The sequence below is a fragment of the Microbacterium hydrocarbonoxydans genome (assembly GCF_011752045.1).
Taxonomy (GTDB): Bacteria; Actinomycetota; Actinomycetes; order Actinomycetales; family Microbacteriaceae; genus Microbacterium.
In genome coordinates this window covers 674557-695244 of record NZ_JAAKXW010000001.1, presented here as the reverse complement: position 1 = coordinate 695244, position 20688 = coordinate 674557, and the positions used below count along the sequence as shown (strand labels likewise).

The window sequence follows — 20688 nt, the reverse complement described above, 5'->3', positions numbered from 1 at the left end:
GGGGCGGGTCACTCCGCCGGCGCCTCCTCGGTCTCCGCGTCCTCGATCTCGATCGGAGCGTCCGACGGGTCCGCCCAGAGCGGGGCCGGGAGCACCGTGTCGGTCGAGCCGTCGCGGATGGCGCGGAGCGCCTCCACGATCTCCGCCGAGTTCTCCGGCACGGCCAGGCCGCAGGTCTTCAGCTCGGAGGCGAACTCGAGCGTGAGGCGGGTCTTGCCTGCGGCGACCGCCTCCGCCGTCGTGCCGGTGACCTTCTCGCTGCCGGTCTGGATGTCGGGAACCTCGTCGCAGACGTGGTAGACGCCGCCGCCGGCGACCCAGACCACCTCGTCCTTGCCGAGCAGCTGGATCACCGTGGACTGGTCGGCGGTGTACTTCTCCACGGACGGCGGGTTGAAGTCGATGCCGAGGACGACGGCGAGAGCCGCGAGCACGATGCCGACGATGCCGGCGGTCGTCTTCTGACCCTTGTCCATGTCCTTGTTCAGGAAGATGAGGATGATCAGCGGCACGAAAGCGATGATCGCGATGATCGCGCCAAGCTGGTTCTGCACGAAGAAGCGGAACGTGTCGGACCGGCGCGCGGGGTCGAGGCGGTTCGCCTTCTTCCACAGGAACGATCCGGTGATCGACAGGGCGGCGATCACGACGAGGAGAACCAGTAGCGTGATGAAGGCCCACTGCGGGAACGTCGCCGTCACACCCTGCTCTTCGAGGAGACCCGTGTCGGGGTCGCGCACGAGCGTGCCGTCCTCGCCGACGAACTCGCGCTGACGCAGCAGCCAGAAGATGCCCACCGCCTCGGCCGCGATGGCCACGGCCCACAGCACGGCGGCGATCCAGCGGAACGTCGTCGCCTTCGACTTGGCCTCCGGCGTGGGCTTCCAGTTCGCGGGCGGTTCTGCCGCCCCGGATGCCGATGGGCCGCTGTTCTGTTCAGCCATCTTGAGATTCCTTCCCCCTGGCGCGCGTCCGCGGCTCAGTCAACCGAGAGCCTAGTGGACCGGGTGTCCTACGCTGGGGGCATGAGCTCCGATTCCGACGACGCCCTGAACTGGGAGGGCGATGAGGCCGTGCCGCCGAAGGACGCCGCGCTGCCGACCGGCTGGAATGCCGTCGGCAAAGGCAGCGAGGCCGTGGGCAGGCTCGAGCAGGACGGCACGGTCACGGCGCCCGCCGAGGCGGGGGAGCGGCCTCCGCTGAGCACAGCCATGCTCCTGATCCTCGGGGTCGTCGGCGGCATCTACCTGCTGTACAGCATCGGCTGGGTCGTCGGCGGGCTGCGCCTGAAGCCTCTCGCGAACCTCATCGTCGCAGACGCCATGTACGTGCCCTGGTTCGTGCTCGCCGTCGCCGCGCCGGCGCTCTGGTTCCTCGCCGGCTGGGTGCTCACCCGGGGCAGGGCCGCCTGGCTGCGCGTCACCGTGCTGCTGCTCGGTGTCGTCCTGCTCGTACCCTGGCCCTTCGTCACCGTGGGGGTGATCGGATCATGACCGAGGAGCACTCCGCACCCGCACCGGCCGGATCGCCGCGCTGGCTGGTCGGGCTCATCGTCGGGCTGGCCGGGCTCTTCTACGCCTACGCCGTCTGGAACGCGGTCGCGCATCTCATCGGGATGGCGCGGGCCGGTCTCACCGGCATCGGCTGGGTCACGCTGATCTTCGGTGTGCTCTTCCCCGCGATCGTGTTCGCCTTCGCGTACGCGATCGGGCGTCGGCGGAACGCAGGAGAACTGGGGCTCGTGCTGCTGGCCGGCCTCGGCGTCGTCGCGGTGTTCTGGCTGAGCCTCATCGGATACAGCGTCCTGAACATGGACGAGCTGGTCACCATCGCTGCCTGACGCGGGCCGTCACACGGCACGGAGCATCCGGAGCCCTCGGGTACAGTTGACGTGATCGCGCCCCCGACGGTGTGCGGCGCATCGGCCCCTCCCGCCTGTCGCGCTGCCCTGAAGGATCCACTGTGCCGAAGCCCGTCGTGCTCATCGCCGAAGTACTCTCTCCCGCCACGATCGAGGCCCTGGGCCCCGACTTCGACGTCCGCAACGTCGACGGCACCGACCGCGAGGCGCTCTTCTCGGCGCTGGCCGACGCGGACGCCGTGCTGATCCGCTCGGCGACCCGCATCGACGAGGAGGCGCTGAGCCACGCCCCGAAGCTCAAGGTCGTCGCCCGTGCCGGCGTCGGCCTCGACAACGTCGACATCAAGGCGGCCACCACGGCCGGCGTCATGGTCGTCAACGCGCCCACCTCGAACATCGTCTCCGCCGCCGAGCTCACCGTCGGCCACATCCTCAGCCTCGCCCGCCGGATCCCCGCCGCGCACGCCTCGCTCGCGGGCGGTCAGTGGAAGCGCAGCTCCTTCACCGGGGCGGAGCTCTTCGAGAAGACGGTCGGCATCATCGGCCTCGGCCGGATCGGCGCCCTCGTCGCGGCGCGCCTCGCGGCCTTCGACATGCGCGTCGTCGCCTACGACCCCTACGTCACCTCCGCGCGCGCCCAGCAGCTCGGCGTGCAGCTCCTCTCACTCGACGAGCTCGTCGCCGAGTCCGACTTCATCACGATCCACATGCCGAAGACCCCGGAGACCACCGGGATGCTCGGCGCCGAGCAGTTCAAGGCCATGAAGCCGACCGCCTTCGTCGTGAACGTCGCGCGCGGCGGCCTGATCGACGAGGCCGCACTGCACGAGGCCCTCGTCGCCGGCGAGATCGCCGGTGCCGGGCTCGACGTGTTCACCTCCGAGCCCCCGGCAGAGGGCGGCACCGCTCAGGCGCTGCTCGACCTGCCGAACGTGGTCGTCACCCCGCACCTCGGGGCCAGCACCGACGAGGCCCAGGAGAAGGCCGGCGTGTCGGTCGCCCGCTCCGTGCGCCTCGCCCTCGGCGGCGACCTGGTCCCGGATGCCGTCAACGTCGCCGGCGGCGTCATCGACCCGTACGTGCGCCCCGGCATCGCACTCGTCGAGAAGCTCGGCCAGATCTTCTCAGCCCTCGCCACCTCGCCGCTCACCAGCCTCGACGTCGAGGTGCACGGCGAGCTCAACGACTACGACGTGAGCGTGCTGAAGCTCGCAGCGCTCAAGGGCGTCTTCACGAACATCGTCAGCGAGACCGTGTCGTACGTGAACGCGCCGCTGCTGGCCGAGCAGCGGGGCATCGCCGTCCGCCTGCTCAAGGACGACGTCAGCGACGAGTACCGCAACGTCATCACGCTGCGCGGTGCGCTCTCCGACGGCAGCCAGCTCGCCGTCTCCGGCACGCTCACCGGTCCGAAGCAGACCGAGAAGCTCGTCGGGATCAACGACCACGCGCTCGAGCTGCCGATCGAGAAGCACCACGTCGTGATGCTCTACACCGACCGTCCCGGCATCGTGGCCGTGTACGGCCAGAAGTTCGGCGAGGCGGGCATCAACATCGCGGGCATGCAGATCGGCCGTCTCGCAGCGGGAGACCAGGCCCTCAGCGTGCTGACCCTGGACTCGCCGGTGCCCGACGAACTGCTCGACGACGTCCGCACCGCGATCGACGCCGACCTGTTCCGTCAGATCGAGATCACCGAGGTCTGAGCGACGCAAGCGAAGAGGGCGGGACGCGCACGCGTCCCGCCCTCTTCGCATTCGCGGTCACGGTGCGGTGGCGCGCAGCACGAGGTCGGTGAGGGCCCGGAGGTCGGCGCCGCTCGGCACGAGGCGGTCGGGCCCGTGCACGTCGAGCGAGTTGTTGAAGTAGAGGCCGTCGCTGAGCAGCATCACGAGGTCGACGCTCGCGGAGTCGCGCACGTGCGGACGGATCGCGTCCTCCCAGCGGCGTCGCGTCCGGCGGAGGGCGTCCGCGGCAGGCAGCGATCCGCCCTGCGCGAGCCGGGAGGCTGCGATGAGCGCACGGTCGAGCGCGTCATCCTCCATCACAGAGGTCCGGACGTAGTAGGCGACGGGCCCCTCCTCTGCAGAGGCCATCCGCTCGAGGTCCGCGTCGTTGAGCCTCTCCAGGCGGTCGAGCAGGCCGGCGACCAGCTCGTCCTTCGACTTGAAGTGGTAGAGCAGCCCGCCCTTGGACACCCCTGCGGCCCTGGCCGTGGCCTCGAGAGTCGCGGTCCGTTCACCGTCGGCGATCACGATCGACTCGAAGGCGTCGAGGACGCGCTCGCGGGCGAGGGGAGGTCGGGGCATGCGGTCCTCTGTTCGGAAGGGGAGCTGTCGGACATCTGTTACTATACCAGCTGGACGGTTCAGTAATGGAGCCGCCATGATCCTGAGAGGTGTTCCATGACGCGCACTGCGTCGATCCCCGTCGTCGGCGACGACGTCCAGGCGGATGCTCCCCGTGTCGGGGCCCGCGGCTGGGCGGCACTCGTCGTGCTCATGCTGCCGGTGCTCCTGGTGTCGGTCGACAACACGGTCCTGAGCTTCGCGCTCCCCGAGATCTCGATGGCGCTCTCGCCGTCGGGCGCCGAGCAGCTGTGGATCATCGACGTGTACCCTCTCGTGCTCGCCGGGCTCCTCGTCACGATGGGAACCCTCGGCGACCGGTTCGGCCGCCGCCGGCTGCTGCTCATCGGCGCGACCGGATTCGCGGCCGTCTCCGCACTCGCGGCGTTCGCCCCGACCGCCGGCCTCCTCATCGCCGCCCGGGCGCTGCTCGGCTTCTTCGGCGCCATGCTCATGCCGTCGACGCTCTCGCTGCTGCGCTCGATCTTCCGCAACCGCGACCAGCGCCGCCTCGCGATCGCCGTCTGGGCAGCCGGCTTCTCCGCCGGATCGGCTCTCGGCCCGATCGTCGGGGGCGCGCTCCTCGAGCACTTCGCCTGGGGATCGGTGTTCCTCATCGCGGTGCCCGTGCTCATCCCGCTGCTCATCGGGGCGCCGCTCCTGGTCCCGGAGAGCCGCGACCCGAACCCCGGCCGCATCGACGCGATCAGCATCCTCCTGTCGATGGCGGCGATGATCCCGGTCGTCTACGCGATCAAGTCCCTCGCGACCGAGGGGCCGTCCCTCTCGGCAGCGGGCTGGGCCGTGCTCGGCCTCGTGATGGGCGCGCTGTTCGTGCGCCGCCAGCTGCGCGCCGACATCCCGATGCTCGACATGGCGCTGTTCCGCAGGGGCTCGTTCTCCGGCGCGATCCTGGTCAACCTGCTCAGCGTCGTCGCCCTCGTCGGCTTCCTGTACTTCGTGTCGCAGCACGTCCAGCTGGTGCTGGGGCTCACTCCGATGACCGCCGGCTTCGCCCTCGCGCCCGGCATGCTGGCGATGATCGTCGCCGGCCTGCTCGTCGTCCCGATCTCTCGTCGGGTGCGCCCGGCGGTGCTGGTGCCCGCGGCCCTCGTCTTCTCGGTGGCGGGGTACCTCATCGTGGCGTTCGCGGCGGCCGATCACGGCATCGCGCCGCTCGTGCTCGCGTTCGTGGTCCTCGCGATCGGCATCGGCGCGGCGGAGACCGTGTCGAACGAGCTCATCCTGTCCAGTGCCCCCGCGGAGAAGGCCGGCGCCGCCAGCGCGGTCTCCGAGACGGCGTACGAGCTCGGCGCCGTGCTCGGCACCGCGATCCTCGGCGGCATCATCACGGCCTTCTACCGCGGCGCCCTCGTCCTCCCGGACGGCCTGCCCGCGGATGCGGCGCACGCCGCGCGGGAGACCCTGGCCGGTGCCTACACGGCCGCTCAGAAGCTCCCCGCGGAGCTCGGCGACGCGCTGTGGCAGGCCGCCGCCGCCGCCTTCGGCTCCGGAGTCCTCGTGACCTCGCTGATCGGCGCCGGACTCGTCGTGACGGCAGGGGCGATCGCGGCCGTCACACTGCGCAAGGCACCCGCGCACTGACCAGTACGCTGGGAGGACCGGCCCGCCCGACGCCGTCGGAGCGCGGCCGGTCCATCCCGATGCAAGGAGTGTCATGTCGCGTGTCGTGAAGCTGGCCGTCATCCCCGGTGACGGCATCGGCCCCGAGGTCATCGCCGAGGCCGAGAAGGTGCTCGACGCCGTCACGGCCGGAAGCGGCGTGACCTTCGAGAAGTCCCGCTTCTCGCTCGGCGCGGCCCGCTACCTCGAGACCGGCGACACGCTCACCGACGAGGATCTGGCGGCGATCTCCGCGCACGACGCGATCCTCCTCGGCGCCGTCGGCGGTCAGCCGGGCGACCCCCGGCTGAAGGATGCGAACATCGAGCGCGGCCTCCTGCTGAAGCTCCGCTTCACGCTCGACCACTACGTGAACCTGCGCCCGTCGAAGCTGTTCGCCGGCGCACCAGGCCCTCTCGCGAACCCGGGCGAGATCGACTTCGTCGTCGTGCGCGAGGGCACCGAAGGCCCGTACGTCGGCAACGGCGGGGCCATCCGCAAGGGAACCCCGCACGAGGTCGCGAACGAGACGAGCGTGAACACCGCCTTCGGCGTCGAGCGCGTCGTCCGCTACGCCTTCGACCTCGCAGAGCGCCGTCGCAAGAAGGTCACCCTCGTGCACAAGACCAACGTGCTCGTGCACGCGGGTGCGATCTGGCAGCGCATCGTGAACGAGGTCGCGGCCGAGCACCCTGACGTCGCAGTGGACTACCTGCACGTGGATGCGGCGACGATCTTCCTCGTCACCGACCCCTCGCGCTTCGACGTGATCGTGACCGACAACCTCTTCGGCGACATCCTCACCGACCTGGCCGGCGCGGTCACCGGCGGCATCGGCCTCGCGGCATCCGGGAACATCAACCCCGACGGCGCGTTCCCGTCGATGTTCGAACCGGTGCACGGCTCGGCGCCGGACATCGCCGGACAGCAGAAGGCCGACCCGACGGCGGCGATCCTCTCGATCGCGCTGCTCCTCGACCACCTCGGCCTCAGCGCCGAGTCGGCACGGGTCAGTGCCGCCGTCGAGGCGGACATCGCCGCCCGCGAGGGCGCGCGAACCACGGCGGAGATCGGCTCCGCGATCACTGCACGCCTCTGATCGACAGGCGTAGGCTGAGACGGCGCGAGGATGCGCCCACCCACGAGGAACGGAAAGACGAGATGACGACCATCGATGCGCAGGCGACCGTGGCTCCGCTGGAGTTCGCCGTGACGAAGAACCTGAACGCGGCATCGCCCGCCCGGGTCGCCGAGGTGCTGGAGAGCCCCGGGTTCGGCGTCGTGTTCACCGATCACATGGTCGACATCTGCTGGTCGGTGAACGGCGGCTGGCACCGTCCGCGCGTGCAGCCGTACGGTCCGATCCCGCTCGACCCGGCGGCATCCGTCCTGCACTACGCGCAGGAGATCTTCGAGGGCATCAAGGCCTACCGGCACGCGGACGGCTCGATCCACACCTTCCGCCCGGACCGCAACGCGGCCCGTCTGCAGGCGAGCGCCCGCCGTCTCGCGCTGCCCGAGCTGCCGACCGAGTACTTCATCCAGTCGCTGCGCGAGCTCATCGCCGTCGACGGCCGCTGGGTGCCGTCCGGCGCCGACCAGAGCCTGTACCTGCGTCCGTTCATGTTCGCCAAGGAGGCCTTCCTCGGCGTCCGCGCGGCGCAGAAGGTCGCCTACTACGTGATCGCCAGCCCCGCCGGCGCCTACTTCCACGGCGGCGTGAAGCCGGTGCGCATCTGGCTGTCGGAGGACTACGCGCGCGCAGGAAAGGGCGGCACGGGCAAGGCCAAGACCGGCGGCAACTACGCCTCGAGCCTCCTCCCGCAGGCGGAGGCCAGCGCCAGGGGCTGCGACCAGGTCGTGTTCCTCAACGAGCACCGCAACGTCGAGGAGCTCGGCGGCATGAACGTCGTGTTCGTCTTCAAGGACGGCCGCGTCGTCACCCCCGAGTCCGACAGCATCCTCGAGGGCATCACGCGCGACTCGCTGCTGCAGCTCGCGGCCGACCGCGGCTACACCGTCGAGAAGCGTCCGATCTCGATCGACGAGTGGCGCGAGGGCGTCGCCTCCGGCGACATCGTCGAGGTGTTCGCGTGCGGCACCGCCGCCGTGGTCACCCCGATCGGCGCGCTCGTCGGTGAGGGCTTCGAGGACGAGCAGCCGCTCGGCGAGCTCGCCCTGTCGCTGCGCGAGGAGCTCACCGACATCCAGTACGGGCGTCGCGAGGACCGGCACGGCTGGCTCCTCCGCCTGGACGCCTGACTCTCGTCTTTCCTTCTTTCCTTCCGCCGAGACCCCGTCCTGTCGCCCAGACCCCCAGTTGTCTGCGCAGATAGGGCGGGGTCTCGGCGATAGCACGGGGTCTCGGCGGGGTACGGAGGGGCGGGCGACACTGATCCTGCACAGGTGCGCCGATCGGGAAGATCGGGGCGGGAACGTGTGGATGACGACACCCAGGGGTATCGACGCGCCACGATGAGCGGATGCCACGACGGATCTCATTCTCCGAAGCGTCCAGGATGCTGCGATCGCGCAGCGACATCCTCGACACCGGGGTCACGGAGCGCCAGCTCGCGGATGCCCTGCGATCGGGAGCGCTGAAGCGACTTCACCGCGGCTCCTACGTCACCAAGACGGACTGGGACGACCTGTGGGGCGAGGGCCGCCAGCTGCTCCGGGTGATCGCCGTCGACCGGGCGGCCCAGGCGCCGCAGAGTCGCGTCTATGTCGGAGTGTCGGCTGCCGTTCTGTGGGAGCTTCCGCTGTACCGGCACAGCCCGGACTCGGTCCACACTCTGATCCGCGGCACTCGGCACACTCGGACCGTGTCCGGCGTCGTCCGTCACGACCTCGACGTGCGTGAAGACGACATCGTCGTCCGGCACGGGCTGCTGTGCACATCGCTCACGCGAACGGTCTTCGATCTGGCGAGGAGGGGCAGCTGCGACCTTGCGCTCGCTGCGGCTGACGCAGCGCTCGGCCAGGTCGCGGTCGATCGTCATAGGCAGGACCCCGATGCGGCGGCGACGTGGAGAGAGGACCTCGCACGACTGGAGAAGCCCGGGCTCCGCGGCATCCGTCAGGCTCGCTGGGTCGCCGGTTTCGCCGACGGCAGGGCGCAGCTTCCCGGCGAGAGCGTGAGCCGGCTGCAGCTGTTCCGACTGGGATACAGAGCACCAGAGCTGCAGGTGCCCGTCATCGGCGCCGGCGGGGACGAGTACTTCCTCGATTTCGGGTTCCGAGGTGCGCGGAAGTTCGGCGAGTTCGACGGTGAAGGCAAGTACCTGGAGTCCGATCTTCGCCGAGCAGAGACTCCCTCGGATGCCGTGCTCCTGGAGAAGCAGAGGGAGGACGACATCCGCGGAGTCACCGGGTGGGGATTCGCCCGCTGGGGGAGCGCGCACATCCGCACCCCGGATGCGCTGGGTGCGAGGCTCCATGCTTTCGGCATCCACCCGCCGGGGTGATGCCGAGCGCCGAGACCCCGTCCTCTCGCCGAGACCCCGTCCTGCCGACGTCGACAGGACGGGGTCTCGCCGGCAGGTGGGGGTCTCGGCGGGAACTGCGCAGACGGGCATAGGCTGGACGGGTGAAGATCGCCCGATTCAGCCACGACGACGCCATCATGTACGGGATCGTCGACGAGTCCGACCTGGTCGTGCTCGCCGGTGACCCGATGTTCGCAGGGTACGAGACGACGGGCGCGCGGGTGCCGCTCGCGGACGCCGTACTGCTCGCCCCGGTGATCCCGCGCTCCAAGATCGTCTGCGTGGGCAAGAACTACCACGACCACGCCGCCGAGATGGGGGGAGTGGCCCCCGAGGAGCCGCTGCTGTTCCTGAAGCCGAACACCGCGGTGATCGGCCCCGGCGACGCCATCGTGCGGCCGGCGCTGTCGGAGCGGACCGAGTACGAGGGCGAGCTCGCCGTCGTCATCGGGAAGATCGCCAAGAACGTCAAGGCGGCGGATGCTCTCAGCCACGTGCTCGGGTACACGATCGGCAACGACGTGACCGCGCGCGACCTGCAGCGCAAGGACGGCCAGTGGTCGCGGGCCAAGGGCTTCGACACGTTCTGCCCGCTGGGACCCGTCATCGAGACCGACTTCGATCCGGCATCCGCCACGATCGAGACCCGCGTGAACGGCGAGGTGCGCCAGCACGCCCCGCTCACCGACATGATCCACTCCGTCGCGACCATCATCGAGTACGCCTCCGCGGTGTTCACCCTGCTCCCCGGAGACGTGATCCTCACCGGCACCCCCGCGGGCGTCGGCACGTTCGAGGCGGGCGACACCGTCGAGGTGGAGATCACCGGTCTCGGCATCCTCCGCAGCGCCGTGCGCGACGCGCAGCCCGCGTCGTGACCGTCGCGCTCAGCACCGCGCAGCAGGCGGCCGTCCAGCGACGCACCGTCCTCATCCTCTCCATCGGTCAGGTGCTCGGCGGCATCGCCTTCGGCGCGACCGTCTCGCTCGGGGCTCTCCTCGCCGCCGACATCTCCGGCAGCGACGCCCTCTCCGGGCTGGCGACGGCGTCCGTCACCCTCGGCGCGGCGCTGTGCGCCATCCCGCTCGCTCGCCTGGCCGCCCGCGTCGGCCGGCGTCGCGCGCTGACCCTCGGCAACCTCTTCGCACTCGTCGGCATCGGGGTGGTGATCCTCGCCGCCTCCGTGCGCGTCTTCCCGCTCCTGCTCGCCGGCATCCTCATGATCGGCGCCGGCAACGCAGGGAACCTGCAGTCGCGCTTCGCCGCCACGGATCTCGCCGCGCCCGCGCACCGCGGCCGCGACCTGTCGATCGTGGTGTGGGCGACGACGATCGGCGGCGTCGCCGGGCCCCTCCTCCTGGGCCCGGGCGAGATCGTGGGAGCCGCCATCGGGATGCCGCCGCAGACCGGCTCCTACGCGTTCTCCTTCGTCGCCCAGTGCGCGGCGCTGCTGCTGTACGTCGTCGCGCTGCGGCCCGACCCGCTCCTCGCCGCACAGAAGCTCGCGCAGGCCGCCGCCGCCACGACCGGTGCGACGGTGGCTGACCGGCCGGCGGTCGCCCGCTACGCGATCTTCGCCGTCGCCGGTTCCCACGTCGTGATGGCCTCCGTGATGGCGATGACTCCCGTGCACCTCTCGCACATGGCGCACGGTGCGCACGGCACGGCACCGTCGCCCGCCGACGTGTCGGCGCTCGTCGGCGTGACGATCGCCCTGCACGTCGGCGGCATGTATGCGCTCTCCCCGCTGTTCGGCATCCTCGCCGACCGCTGGGGCCGCCTGCGCGTCGTCCTCCTCGGCCAGGTGCTCCTCGCCGGGGCCCTCGGCTTCGCCGTGTTCGCCGGGACCGAGCCGTGGGGTGTCATGGTCGCCCTCATCCTGCTCGGTCTGGGCTGGAGCGGAGCCACCGTGGCCGGCGCGGCTCTGCTCACCGAGGCAAGCGCCCCGGAGCTGAGGACCCGCCGGCAGGGGCGCAGCGACTCCCTGATGAGCCTCTCGGCCGCCGCCGGCGCGGTGCTCGCCGGTGTCATCCTCTCCAACTTCCAGTACGCGGGGCTCGGCATCGCGGCATCCGTCCTCGTGGTCGCGATCATCGCGTTGTCTCCGCTGGCCCGCAGCGGCGGAGCCCGTTGAAGGACTGGGGCGGGCGCGGCGAGGCGTACGCGGCGTCCTACGCGGGCCTGTGCGCGGGTACCGCCGATGCTCTCCTCTCCGCACTCGGAGCGCCAGAGGACCGCAGCCTGCTCGACGTCGGAGCAGGGACGGGGCTGCTCGCGGCGGCCTTCGCCGACGCGGGATGGGCCACGACGGCGTGCGAGCCGGAGCCGACCATGCGGGCGGTCGCCGAGCGGGAGCATCCGGGACTCCGCGTCGTCGACGGGGCCCTGCCGGATCTGCCGTTCGTCGCGTCGAGCTTCGACGCGGTCGTCGCGAACTTCGTCCTCAACCACGTCGCCGATCCGCGTGCGTCGGCGCGCGGACTCGCCCGGGTCTCGGCCGGGCTCGTCGCCGCGACGATCTGGACCACGTCGCCGTCCTGGCTCTGGGTCGAGGTCTGCGAGCTGGCGGGGCTGACCCCGGTGACGGGGGAGAGGCTGCCACCCGAGAAGGACTTCGAGCGCACGGCCGACGGATTCGAGCGGATGCTGCGCGACGCCGGCTGGCAGAACCCGGAGGTGTCGGAGCTCACCTGGACCTGGCGGGCCGAGCCGTCGGCGCTGTGGGCGTCGGCGGAAGGCGGGGTCGGCGGCGCCGGCCTGTTCTACGGCGGTCTCGACCCCGACGACCGCGCCCGGTTCCGGGAGGCCTTCGAGCGGGTCTGCGCCACGCGATCGACCGGCGGCCCGGTCCCGCTGTCGCACACGGCGGCGATCGCCGTCGGCCGCGCCCGCTGAGCATCCGGCACCCGCACGGCGACGGGGGCGCTGCCCGTAGGATTGGAAGGCTATGGCTACTCCTCACCCCCTCACCACGACCGCAAGCGGTGCCGACGTCCGCGTCCGCTTCTGCCCCTCTCCGACCGGCCTGCCGCACGTCGGCATGGTGCGCACCGCCCTGTACAACTGGGCGTACGCCCGCCACACCGGCGGCAAGATGGTGTTCCGCATCGAGGACACCGACGCCGCTCGTGACAGCGAGGAGAGCTTCCGCCAGCTCGTCGACGCGCTCACCTGGCTCAAGATCGACTGGGACGAGGGCGTCGAGGTCGGCGGCCCGCACGAGCCGTACCGTCAGTCGCAGCGTCACGACATCTACCGCGGGGTGATCGACAAGCTCGTCGCCACCGGGGCGCTCTACGAGAGCTACTCCACGGCCGAGGAGATCGACGCCCGCAACGAGGCGAACGGCCGCGCGAAGCAGCTCGGCTACGACAACTTCGACCGCGACCTCACCGAGGAGCAGAAGGCCGCCTTCCGTGCGGAGGGACGCCAGCCCGCGCTGCGCCTTCGCGTGCCGGACGAGGACCTCACCTACGTCGACCTCATCCGCGGCGAGGTCACCTTCCCCGCCGGCTCCTTCCCCGACTTCGTGGTCGTGCGCCCGAACGGCGTGCCGCTGTACACGTTCGTGAACCCGGTCGACGACGCGCTCATGGGAATCACCCACGTGCTCCGCGGCGAGGACCTGATGCCCTCCACCGCGCGCCAGCTCGCACTGTACGCGGCTCTCATCGATGCCGGCGTCACGACCTTCGTGCCCCGCTTCGCGCACATGCCGCTCGTGCTGGGGGAGACCGGCAACAAGAAGCTCTCCAAGCGCGACCCGCAGGCCGACCTGTTCCTGCATCGCGACCGCGGATTCATCCACGAGGGCCTGCTGAACTACCTCGCCCTGCTCGGCTGGTCGATCGGCCCCGACCGCGACGTCTTCTCGCTGGAGGAGTTCACCGCAGCCTTCGACATCGTCAACGTGAACCCGAACCCGGCCCGCTTCGATCAGAAGAAGGCCGAGTCCATCAACGGCGACCACATCCGGATGCTCGACGAGAAGGACTTCGCCGAGCGCATCGTGCCGTACCTGGCCGCCGCCGGGCTGTTCGACGAGCCCACCCACGAGCAGCTCGTGCTCGCCTTCCGCGCCGCCCCGCTGATCCAGGAGCGCGTGCAGCTGCTCGGCGAGGCGCCCGGCATGCTCGGCTTCCTGTTCGCCGACGAGGTCTCCTACGACGCGGACGCGCTCAAGGGGCTTCCGGCCAACGCCGGCGAGGTGCTCGACGCCTGCGTCGCGGCTCTCGAGCCGGTCGCCGACTTCACGCCGGCCGCGATCCAGGATGCTCTCGCGTCCGCGCTCATCGACGGCCTCGAGCTGAAGCCCCGCGTCGCCTACGGCCCGCCGCGCGTCGCCATCACCGGCCGCCGCGTCTCGCCGCCGCTGTTCGAGTCGATGGAGCTCCTCGGCAAGGACGAGTCGCTGCGTCGCCTGCGCGCGCTGTCGGCGCAGCTGGCGGGCTGACGACGCGCCCGGGGCCGCGCCGCCGTTTTGGCGATCAGCGCGGCCTCGGGTAAGCTTGAATCTCGGTGCGAGGCTCCGGTTTCGCCCTTGGGGTATGGTGTAATTGGCAACACGGCTGATTCTGGTTCAGTTGTTCTTGGTTCGAGTCCAGGTACCCCAGCCAGACGAGAACCCCTGCATGAGCAGGGGTTTTGTCGTTTCCGGCGCGATGAGGCCGGCCGCCCGGCCGGCCGGGCGCTGAATCATCGACTGTGGCGTCCCTCGAACGGCGGCTTGACGAGAATCGTGGTGGCGGCAGGCGTTCGCGAGTGACAGTATGAGCGTGTTCAGGCCGTAGTGCCTTCCCTGGAGAGGGGTTCGCGATGTCGTTCATCACCCGAGGCTTCACCGGCCGGCGCCGCGATCAGGACGACCGGCTGCCACCGGGTCAGACGCTCGTGCACGACTTCCCGGTGCTCTCGGCCGGCCCGACGCCACAGATCTCCACCGACGAGTGGGAGTTCTCCGTCCACAGTGCGGCGGGCGAGCGGCGGTGGAGCTGGGACGAGTTCCAGCAGCTCGAGATCGAGGATGTGGTCGTGGACATCCACTGCGTCACGCACTGGTCCAAGCTCGGCACCCGCTGGCGGGGCGTCTCCGTCGACACCCTCCTCGCGGACGTCGACACGCAGGACGAGTACGCGATGGCGCACAGCTACGGCGGCTACACCACCAACGTTCCCCTCGAGGATCTCCTGGACGGCAGAGCGTGGATCGCCTTCGAGTTCGAGGGCGAGCCTCTCGATCCCGAGCACGGGGGACCTGCCCGGCTGCTCGTGCCGCACCTCTACTTCTGGAAGAGCGCGAAGTGGATCCGCGGGCTCGAGCTGCTGCCCGACGACGAACCGGGGTTCTGGGAGCAGAACGGGTACCACCTGCACGGGGATCCCTGGAAGGAGGAGCGCTACTGGTGAGCGATGTGACGCAGCGCGTCCTCCCGCGCACCGCGTGGTACACGGCCGAGGTCGTCGAGACCCGGCGGGAGACACCGACCGCCGCGCGCATCCGACTCGACGTCGCAGGGTGGCCGGGGAACCTCCCGGGCCAGCATCTCGACGTCCGGCTCACCGCCCCGGACGGCTACACGGCGACCCGGTCGTACTCGATCGCCTCCGCGGGCGGGGAATCGCAGGTCGTCCTCGCCGTCGCCCGCGTTCCCGACGGCGAGGTGTCGCCGTTCCTCATCGACGAGCTGAGGAAGGGGGATCAGCTGGAGGTGCACGGCCCGCTCGGCGCCTACTTCGTCTGGCGCGCTCCCGTCGACGGCTCGGCCGGCCGGCCGGTGCAGCTCATCGCCGGCGGATCCGGGGTCGTCCCGCTCTACGCGATCGCGCAGGCGCACGTCGACGCCGGCGACGCCACGCCGTTCCGGCTGCTGTACTCGGTGCGCACCCCCGAGGACGTGTTCTTCGCGGAGGAGCTCGCGGCGGCAGCCGCGGGACCCGCACCGTTCGCCGCCGACTACATCTACACGCGGCGCGCGCCTGCCGGCAGTGACGCGCCGGTCGGCCGCATCACCCGCGAGCGCGTCGCCGCGACGACGCTCGCTCCCGAGGCCGACCCCCTCGTCTACGTGTGCGGGGCCACCGCCTTCGTCGAACGGGTCGCGTCCTGGCTCGTCGAACTGGGGCACGATGCGCGCGCGATCCGCACCGAGCGCTACGGAGGAACCTGATGCAGCACTTCGACGGGAATCTGCTCGCGGGAGCCCTGGCTGACCTGCTCGCCTTCGACGCGACCACCGCGCGGGCGCGATGCAACGGCTGCGGCAGCGTCGGCGAGATCGCCACGATGATCGTGTTCCGCAGCGCGGCCGGGACCGTCGCCCGCTGCGCGGCGTGCGGGCAGGTCCTGCTCACGATCGTCCAGACCGGGGAGCGCACCTTCGTGAACTTCACCGGCACGGGCGCGATCGAGATCCCCCGGGATTAGCGGCGGCCTCGCGTCAGGTGTCGTGGGGCCGCCTCCTCAGCGCGGCCCGGCGTATCGTTCCGGCATGGAGATCACACCTGAGCGGATCACGCAGCTCGAGCCGGACGAGGTCTTCGTCTTCGGCTCCAACAGCGGCGGCCTCCACGGCGGCGGTGCGGCACGCATCGCGCACGAGCGATTCGGCGCGGTCTGGGGCGAAGGCCACGGGCATCACGGCCAGAGTTACGCCATCGACACGATGAGCGGCCTCGGGGCGCTGGCAGCCGACGCCGGCGCCTTCGTCGCCTACGCGAGGGCTCACCCCGAGCTGCGGTTCCTGCTGACACCTGTCGGATGCGGGATCGCCGGCTACACCGCAGCGCAGGTCGCACCGCTGTTCACCGGCATCCCGGGCAACGTCAGCGTGCCGGCATCCTTCCTGCCGTACCTCTGACCCGCCTACTCCGCGTGCTGGATGTGCGTGTCGGATCCGGGGAACACCAGGCCTTCGTGGCCATCGGTCCACCGCACGAGATAGGGCGGAGCGCCGTCTTCGCCGCGCACCTCCAGCACCTCCGCCTCGCGGCGATGCTGAGTGTCGGTGCGTCCTTCCACGAGCAGGTGGTCGCCGACCTTCGCCTTCATGGTCCTCACCTCCGGGTAGATGCGGTGTCGCTCATTCCACTGTCCCGCGAGGTCGCCGCGCGGGCAAGGGGTTCTTCTGAGGCGGGGAGGCGATGCGTCAGCGGCACTCGCCGATGAAGCCGAGGTAGCAGACGGCCTCGTGCGTGACGGCGGGGCGTCCGTCGTTGTTGGAGACCTCCCGCGTGGCCGTCTCGGCGGCTCTGTGGAGGTTGCCGAACGAGCCGAGGGAGGCCACGGTGTAGCCGTCCCCGTCCTGAGCCTTCATCTCCTCGATGGCGGCGCTGTACTCGTCGCAGAGCGCCGCGGCGTCCGCGGTGAGCTGCACGTCCACGCAGGCGCCGTTGTACGTCGCGACCATGAGGTTGGTGCAGTCGGTCCAGTCCTGGTCGACCCAGCACGGGTTCACCGTGTCCATCGTCACGTCGTAGCGGCCGGTCTCGTACTCCTCGGTGTGGAAGGTCTCCGGCTGCTCGGGCACATCGATCTTGGTCCAGTGCCGTGCGGTCGCGAATGCCGCGACCACGACGACGATCGCGATGAGGATCAGGGCCCCGATGACCGAGAGCGCCACCCAGAGCCCGGCATTGCGCCTGCGCGGGCCCGCGGCGACCGCGTCTGCGGCGGGGATGCCATACGGATACGGCTGCGGCTCCTGGGCGCCCACGAAGCCGTACGGCGGCGGTGCCGCTGCCGGGTCGTAGGCGGGCGGAGGAGCAGCCGCGTACAGAGGCGCGGTCGGCTGGGCGTCTCCCGGATAGGAGGGAATCGGAACCCGGTGGCCGACGGCATCGCCCGGCGCCGCGTACGCGGCCGGAGCCGTGTGCGCGGCGGGCGCCGGAGCCGCGGCGGCGGGCGGCGCGGGCTGGGTGGCGAGCCAGTACTCGTACCAGTTCCGCGAGGCCGTCGCGTCGTCGTGGACGCGCTGCGCCTCGTCGTCGGCGAGGCGGATGCCGAGCGACTCCCGCACGTCGGCTCGCAGGAGGGACGCGCGGAACTCGTCGAGTGACATCGGCATAGTCGAGATGATCTCAGACGCCCGCGACCTCCGGCAATGCGCGCGGGAAACCGCGGCGAGGCCCGGATGTCCGTGGCATCCGGAAGAATGCTCTGGTGACCGGTATGAGGACGTTCTGGAGTGCGCTGCCCACCGAGGGGCGCTGGCTGCTGTCGACCGTGGCGATCCAGACATTCGGGCGCGGTATGACGCTGCCGTTCACGATCATCTACCTGCACGAGGTGCGCGGCTTCGAGCTCGGCCTCTCGGGCGCTCTGATGAGCCTCATCGCCATCACGGGGCTCGCCGTCACCGGGCCGGGAGGCACGCTCATCGATCGCTACGGCGCGCGCCGGGTGATGATCACGGGGATCGTCGCGATGATCGCCGGCTGCACGCTCCTCGCGTTCGCGACCCATCCGGCGGTCGCCGCGGTGGCGGTGATGCTGATCGGCGTCAACTTCGGTGTCTCGTGGCCCGGTTTCAACGCGCTGATCGCGACCGTCGTCGACGGGGAGGTGCGGCAGCAGTACTTCGGGGTGAACTTCGCGCTCGTGAACCTCGGCATCGGCATCGGCGGTGTGATCGGCGGGTTCTTCGTGAACGTGCACGACCCCGGCACTTTCACGGCGATCTTCCTCATCGATGCCGCGACCGCGCTCGTCCCCCTGGCGCTGCTGCTCGGGCCGCTGCGGCATGTCCGCACGCAGCCCGACCCTGACGACGACGCCACCGAGACGGAGGCAGGGGGCTATCGCGAGATCCTGCGACGGCCGGCGGTGCTGTGGCTGACGCTGCTCACCTTCCTCGCGGTCTTCATCGGCTACGGGCAGATGGAGGCGGGCTTCCCGGCATTCGCGCGGCAGGTGGCCGTCGTCTCGACTCAGGTCGTCGGCATCGCATTCGCCGTCAACACCGCGGTGATCGTGCTCCTCCAGTTCGCCGTCCTGAGGCTCATCACCGGCAGGAGGCGCACCCGCGTCATGCAGGTGATGGCGCTGATCTGGGCGCTCTCCTGGGTGATCCTCGGTGCGACCGGCTTCCTGCCCGGCACGCTCGCCGCGGCGATCGGCGTGATCGCGTACATGGGCGTGTTCGCCTTCGGGGAGACGATGCTGCAGCCGACGGTTCCGGCGATCTACAACGACCTGGCGACCGACCGCACCCGCGGGCGATACAACGCGATCAATTCGGCCGCGTTCCAGGGCGGCGCGATCACCGGCCCCCTGGTCGCCGGCGTGCTGCTCGGCGAGCAGCTGGACGCCTGGTTCATCGGCCTCATGGTGGCGGGCAGCCTCGCCGTGGGGGTGCTGGCGCTCGTCCTGGAGCGTTCGGTGCCGGCGGCGGCGAACGGCGCCGTGCCGTCGGCATCGCCCGTGTCCGAGACGACCTGAGCGCTCGCCCGGCGAGAAGGGGGAACGCCGGGCGGGCCGGCCGGCTCAGACGCTCAGATCGGGGTCGTCGCCTCGGACGGTGTCCCGCCGAACGGTCGGCTCATCCGGGCCGAGTGTCGTCCCTCCTGCTCCGGTGCTCGTCTCGTCGGTACCCGTCCCGCCCCCTGCGCGGGTGGTCTCGTCGGGTCCGAGGGTCGTCCCCCCGGCTCCGTGACTGGTCTGCTCCGTTCCGAGGGGCGTACCCCCTGCTCCGGGAGTCGTCGCTCCCGCCCCGGGGAGCGCCGGTCCCTGCGCCTCCGGGTGGGTGACGCCGCCGTGGACCTCACCACGCCAGGCTCCGGTCGGGGTCCGCCTCTCCTCGATGAACTCCTTGAACCTCAGGAGGTCGCGCTTGACGGCCATGCCGTCCAGCTGAAGCGCGGCGCCCGCCTTCTCGACGAATCCCGTCGGTTCCCACTCCATGCTCAGCTCGACATGGGCCCCGGCATCCGTCGGACGGAAGGAGACCCTGCCGGCGTGCGCCTCGTCGACGCTGCGCCAGCTGATGTGATCGTCGGGGACCTGGTCGACGATCCGCGCGTCGAACTCCCGACGGGCGCCGCCGACGTTCACCACCCAGTGGGTGAGGGTGTCATCGATCTGGGTGACGTCCTCGACCGCGCTGAGGTAATGCGGGAAGGACTCGAACTGGGTCCACTGCTCGTAAGCCGTTCGGACCGGCACGTCCACGTCGACATCGGCGGTGATGGTGCTCATGATGTTCTCCGTTCTCTTCTCTCGATGTGCCCGCCCCACGCTAGGCACTCACGGCGGTCGGACCGAGGGGGTTGAACTTCCGCGGAAAGCCGTCTAGGAGTCGCCCCGGCCTCCGCGGTTAGCACGGCCCGGCGACAGATGCCACGGGTTTGATCAGGAGGGGCGTAGGCGGCATCCTCGTGCCGTTCACCGAGAAAGGCGGGGGAGATGGCTGGACTGATCCGCGTGATGCCCGGGGAGGACTCCGGCTTCCGCAGAGTCCGCGCAGGGTCCGGGTACAGATACCTCGACGAGTCCGGCGCGCCCGTGCCCGAAGCGGACAGGGAGCGCATCCGGGACCTGGCGATCCCCCCGGCATGGGAGGACGTCTGGATCGCCGCCGACCCCCTCGCTCATATCCAGGCGGTGGGCACCGATCAGGCCGGTCGCCGGCAGTACCTCTACCATCCGCTCTGGCGCGCCCGCAGAGACCGGCGCAAGTTCACCCGGGCGCTGCGCCTCGCCGAGGCGCTCCCTGCGGCCCGCAGGCGGGTCACCCGCGCCCTGCAGGAGCCTGGGCTCACGCGTGAGCGCGCCCTGGCGGTCGCCTTCCGCCTTCTCGACGACGCGGCGCTGCGCATCGGCTCCGAGCGCTACCTCGTCCGCCACGGCAGCCGCGGTCTCACCACCTTGCGGCGCCGGGACGTCAGCGTGGACGGCGAGCACGTCGCGCTCCGCTTCCCCGCCAAGAGCGGCCGCACCGCGTCGATCGACATCACCGACGCACTGCTCGCCGACGCTCTCGCGGACTTCGCGGTCGGGTCGCCCCGCGCGGCGCTGCTCGCGTACCGGAGGGGACGCCGCCGCGTGCGGCTGACCTCCGCCGAGGTGAACGCGCATCTGCGCGAGATCACCGGAGCGGCCTTCACGGCGAAGGACTTCCGCACCCTCCACGGCACGATCCTCGCCGCGGACGCCCTCGCCCGGATCGGCGTGCTCGACACGAAGGCGGAACGGCGTCGCGCTGAGCGCCTGGCCGTGCAGGCGACGGCGTCGGCGCTGGGCAACACGACCGCGGTCGCCCGCGGGAGCTACATCGACCCGCGGGTGTTCCGCCAGTACGCGCGGGGGAGGACGCTCGATCTCGACGTGACACCGGAGACCGCGATCCGCAGGCTTCTCGGCGCCTGATGCCAG

The 20688-nt window shown here is 70.7% G+C and carries 22 protein-coding genes and 1 tRNA gene; 18 read left to right on the top strand and 5 right to left on the bottom strand.

What is annotated here, in order from left to right; translation table 11 throughout:
• Positions 1 to 8: 8 nt before the first annotated feature.
• Entirely contained in the window at positions 9 to 944 is a 936-nt protein-coding gene (locus tag G6G98_RS03300; protein ID WP_067351312.1) for a hypothetical protein, read from the bottom strand.
• 81 nt (positions 945 to 1025) lie between these two features.
• Between G6G98_RS03300 and G6G98_RS03295 the strand changes: the two genes are divergently transcribed.
• From G6G98_RS03295 to serA, 3 genes are all read left to right on the top strand, one after another.
• Positions 1026 to 1493: a hypothetical protein gene (locus G6G98_RS03295; RefSeq protein ID WP_067351315.1), complete on the top strand. Its 468-nt coding sequence runs from the start codon at positions 1026 to 1028 to the stop codon at positions 1491 to 1493.
• A complete protein-coding gene (locus G6G98_RS03290) occupies positions 1490 to 1840 on the top strand; it encodes a hypothetical protein (RefSeq protein WP_067351318.1) in 351 nt (116 codons plus the stop codon). The genes G6G98_RS03295 and G6G98_RS03290 overlap by 4 nt, the downstream gene beginning before the upstream one ends.
• 122 nt (positions 1841 to 1962) lie before the next feature.
• On the top strand, positions 1963 to 3567 hold the full coding sequence (gene serA / locus G6G98_RS03285) for a phosphoglycerate dehydrogenase (RefSeq protein WP_067351321.1): 1605 nt from the start codon (positions 1963 to 1965) through the stop codon (positions 3565 to 3567).
• A 57-nt stretch (positions 3568 to 3624) separates the two neighbouring features.
• Here serA and G6G98_RS03280 read toward each other — a convergent pair whose 3' ends face one another.
• Positions 3625 to 4170 carry a TetR/AcrR family transcriptional regulator gene (locus G6G98_RS03280; protein ID WP_067351323.1) on the bottom strand — a complete coding sequence of 182 codons (546 nt, stop codon included), beginning with the start codon at positions 4168 to 4170 and terminating at the stop codon, positions 3625 to 3627.
• Between the two features lie 96 nt (positions 4171 to 4266).
• Between G6G98_RS03280 and G6G98_RS03275 the strand changes: the two genes are divergently transcribed.
• The 13 genes from G6G98_RS03275 (at position 4267) to G6G98_RS03215 (ending at position 16177) form a co-directional block, all read left to right on the top strand.
• The gene (locus G6G98_RS03275; protein WP_084788257.1) at positions 4267 to 5814 is read left to right on the top strand and encodes an MFS transporter; all 1548 of its coding nucleotides are present in this window, start codon (positions 4267 to 4269) and stop codon (positions 5812 to 5814) included.
• A 73-nt stretch (positions 5815 to 5887) separates the two neighbouring features.
• Positions 5888 to 6931: a 3-isopropylmalate dehydrogenase gene (locus tag G6G98_RS03270; RefSeq protein WP_067351326.1), complete on the top strand. Its 1044-nt coding sequence runs from the start codon at positions 5888 to 5890 to the stop codon at positions 6929 to 6931.
• Between the two features lie 62 nt (positions 6932 to 6993).
• Positions 6994 to 8094 carry a branched-chain amino acid aminotransferase gene (locus G6G98_RS03265; protein ID WP_067351328.1) on the top strand — a complete coding sequence of 367 codons (1101 nt, stop codon included), beginning with the start codon at positions 6994 to 6996 and terminating at the stop codon, positions 8092 to 8094.
• Positions 8095 to 8351: 257 nt separating this feature from the next.
• Complete coding sequence (locus tag G6G98_RS03260) at positions 8352 to 9299, top strand: hypothetical protein (RefSeq protein WP_164233674.1); 948 nt, start codon at positions 8352 to 8354, stop codon at positions 9297 to 9299.
• Between the two features lie 122 nt (positions 9300 to 9421).
• Entirely contained in the window at positions 9422 to 10198 is a 777-nt protein-coding gene (locus G6G98_RS03255; RefSeq protein ID WP_067351336.1) for a fumarylacetoacetate hydrolase family protein, read from the top strand.
• Positions 10195 to 11454, top strand: a complete 1260-nt coding sequence (locus G6G98_RS03250) for an MFS transporter (protein ID WP_164233675.1) — start codon at positions 10195 to 10197, stop codon at positions 11452 to 11454. Before G6G98_RS03255 ends, G6G98_RS03250 begins: the two co-directional genes overlap by 4 nt.
• A complete protein-coding gene (locus tag G6G98_RS03245; protein WP_164233676.1) occupies positions 11451 to 12215 on the top strand; it encodes a class I SAM-dependent methyltransferase in 765 nt (254 codons plus the stop codon). Before G6G98_RS03250 ends, G6G98_RS03245 begins: the two co-directional genes overlap by 4 nt.
• Before the next feature lie 52 nt (positions 12216 to 12267).
• Positions 12268 to 13773 (top strand): glutamate--tRNA ligase, encoded by a 1506-nt coding sequence (gene gltX, locus G6G98_RS03240; RefSeq protein ID WP_164233677.1) that lies wholly within the window; start codon positions 12268 to 12270, stop codon positions 13771 to 13773.
• Positions 13774 to 13861: 88 nt separating this feature from the next.
• Positions 13862 to 13936: transfer RNA gene (locus G6G98_RS03235), tRNA-Gln, on the top strand.
• A gap of 199 nt (positions 13937 to 14135) precedes the next feature.
• A complete protein-coding gene (locus G6G98_RS03230; RefSeq protein WP_164233678.1) occupies positions 14136 to 14726 on the top strand; it encodes a sulfite oxidase-like oxidoreductase in 591 nt (196 codons plus the stop codon).
• Positions 14723 to 15487, top strand: coding sequence for an FAD-binding oxidoreductase (locus G6G98_RS03225; RefSeq protein WP_347877962.1), 765 nt, complete (start codon positions 14723 to 14725; stop codon positions 15485 to 15487). The genes G6G98_RS03230 and G6G98_RS03225 overlap by 4 nt, the downstream gene beginning before the upstream one ends.
• Positions 15487 to 15744: a DUF6510 family protein gene (locus tag G6G98_RS03220; protein WP_164233679.1), complete on the top strand. Its 258-nt coding sequence runs from the start codon at positions 15487 to 15489 to the stop codon at positions 15742 to 15744. Before G6G98_RS03225 ends, G6G98_RS03220 begins: the two co-directional genes overlap by 1 nt.
• A gap of 64 nt (positions 15745 to 15808) precedes the next feature.
• A complete protein-coding gene (locus tag G6G98_RS03215) occupies positions 15809 to 16177 on the top strand; it encodes an A1S_2505 family phage non-structural protein (RefSeq protein ID WP_067351354.1) in 369 nt (122 codons plus the stop codon).
• Between the two features lie 5 nt (positions 16178 to 16182).
• On the opposite strand, the gene G6G98_RS03210 is transcribed toward G6G98_RS03215, so the two are convergent.
• Together G6G98_RS03210 and G6G98_RS03205 are read right to left on the bottom strand one after the other, a co-directional pair.
• The gene (locus G6G98_RS03210) at positions 16183 to 16368 is read right to left on the bottom strand and encodes a DUF1918 domain-containing protein (RefSeq protein WP_067351357.1); all 186 of its coding nucleotides are present in this window, start codon (positions 16366 to 16368) and stop codon (positions 16183 to 16185) included.
• Between the two features lie 97 nt (positions 16369 to 16465).
• Entirely contained in the window at positions 16466 to 17377 is a 912-nt protein-coding gene (locus G6G98_RS03205; RefSeq protein ID WP_164233680.1) for a hypothetical protein, read from the bottom strand.
• Between the two features lie 110 nt (positions 17378 to 17487).
• Here G6G98_RS03205 and G6G98_RS03200 point away from each other — a divergent pair, with 110 nt between their 5' ends.
• On the top strand, positions 17488 to 18756 hold the full coding sequence (locus G6G98_RS03200; RefSeq protein WP_164233941.1) for an MFS transporter: 1269 nt from the start codon (positions 17488 to 17490) through the stop codon (positions 18754 to 18756).
• 45 nt (positions 18757 to 18801) lie between these two features.
• Here G6G98_RS03200 and G6G98_RS17265 read toward each other — a convergent pair whose 3' ends face one another.
• On the bottom strand, positions 18802 to 19512 hold the full coding sequence (locus G6G98_RS17265) for an SRPBCC family protein (RefSeq protein ID WP_208321414.1): 711 nt from the start codon (positions 19510 to 19512) through the stop codon (positions 18802 to 18804).
• Positions 19513 to 19719: 207 nt separating this feature from the next.
• Here G6G98_RS17265 and G6G98_RS03190 point away from each other — a divergent pair, with 207 nt between their 5' ends.
• Positions 19720 to 20682 carry a DNA topoisomerase IB gene (locus G6G98_RS03190; protein WP_067351370.1) on the top strand — a complete coding sequence of 321 codons (963 nt, stop codon included), beginning with the start codon at positions 19720 to 19722 and terminating at the stop codon, positions 20680 to 20682.
• Positions 20683 to 20688 lie beyond the last annotated feature (6 nt).

Bases quoted from the DNA above. Each gene is read 5' to 3' on its own strand.
- G6G98_RS03200 (WP_164233941.1), top strand. From the start codon at position 17,488: ATGAGGACGTTCTGGAGTGCGCTGCCCACCGAGGGGCGCTGGCTGCTG.
- G6G98_RS03230 (WP_164233678.1), top strand. From the start codon at position 14,136: ATGTCGTTCATCACCCGAGGCTTCACCGGCCGGCGCCGCGATCAGGAC.
- G6G98_RS03220 (WP_164233679.1), top strand. From the start codon at position 15,487: ATGCAGCACTTCGACGGGAATCTGCTCGCGGGAGCCCTGGCTGACCTG.
- G6G98_RS03270 (WP_067351326.1), top strand. From the start codon at position 5,888: ATGTCGCGTGTCGTGAAGCTGGCCGTCATCCCCGGTGACGGCATCGGC.
- G6G98_RS03205 (WP_164233680.1), bottom strand. From the start codon at position 17,377: ATGTCACTCGACGAGTTCCGCGCGTCCCTCCTGCGAGCCGACGTGCGG.
- G6G98_RS03300 (WP_067351312.1), bottom strand. From the start codon at position 944: ATGGCTGAACAGAACAGCGGCCCATCGGCATCCGGGGCGGCAGAACCG.
- G6G98_RS17265 (WP_208321414.1), bottom strand. From the start codon at position 19,512: ATGAGCACCATCACCGCCGATGTCGACGTGGACGTGCCGGTCCGAACG.
- G6G98_RS03280 (WP_067351323.1), bottom strand. From the start codon at position 4,170: ATGCCCCGACCTCCCCTCGCCCGCGAGCGCGTCCTCGACGCCTTCGAG.
- gltX (WP_164233677.1), top strand. From the start codon at position 12,268: ATGGCTACTCCTCACCCCCTCACCACGACCGCAAGCGGTGCCGACGTC.
- G6G98_RS03190 (WP_067351370.1), top strand. From the start codon at position 19,720: ATGGCTGGACTGATCCGCGTGATGCCCGGGGAGGACTCCGGCTTCCGC.
- G6G98_RS03275 (WP_084788257.1), top strand. From the start codon at position 4,267: ATGACGCGCACTGCGTCGATCCCCGTCGTCGGCGACGACGTCCAGGCG.
- G6G98_RS03290 (WP_067351318.1), top strand. From the start codon at position 1,490: ATGACCGAGGAGCACTCCGCACCCGCACCGGCCGGATCGCCGCGCTGG.
- G6G98_RS03295 (WP_067351315.1), top strand. From the start codon at position 1,026: ATGAGCTCCGATTCCGACGACGCCCTGAACTGGGAGGGCGATGAGGCC.
- G6G98_RS03260 (WP_164233674.1), top strand. From the start codon at position 8,352: ATGCTGCGATCGCGCAGCGACATCCTCGACACCGGGGTCACGGAGCGC.
- G6G98_RS03215 (WP_067351354.1), top strand. From the start codon at position 15,809: ATGGAGATCACACCTGAGCGGATCACGCAGCTCGAGCCGGACGAGGTC.
- G6G98_RS03210 (WP_067351357.1), bottom strand. From the start codon at position 16,368: ATGAAGGCGAAGGTCGGCGACCACCTGCTCGTGGAAGGACGCACCGAC.
- G6G98_RS03265 (WP_067351328.1), top strand. From the start codon at position 6,994: ATGACGACCATCGATGCGCAGGCGACCGTGGCTCCGCTGGAGTTCGCC.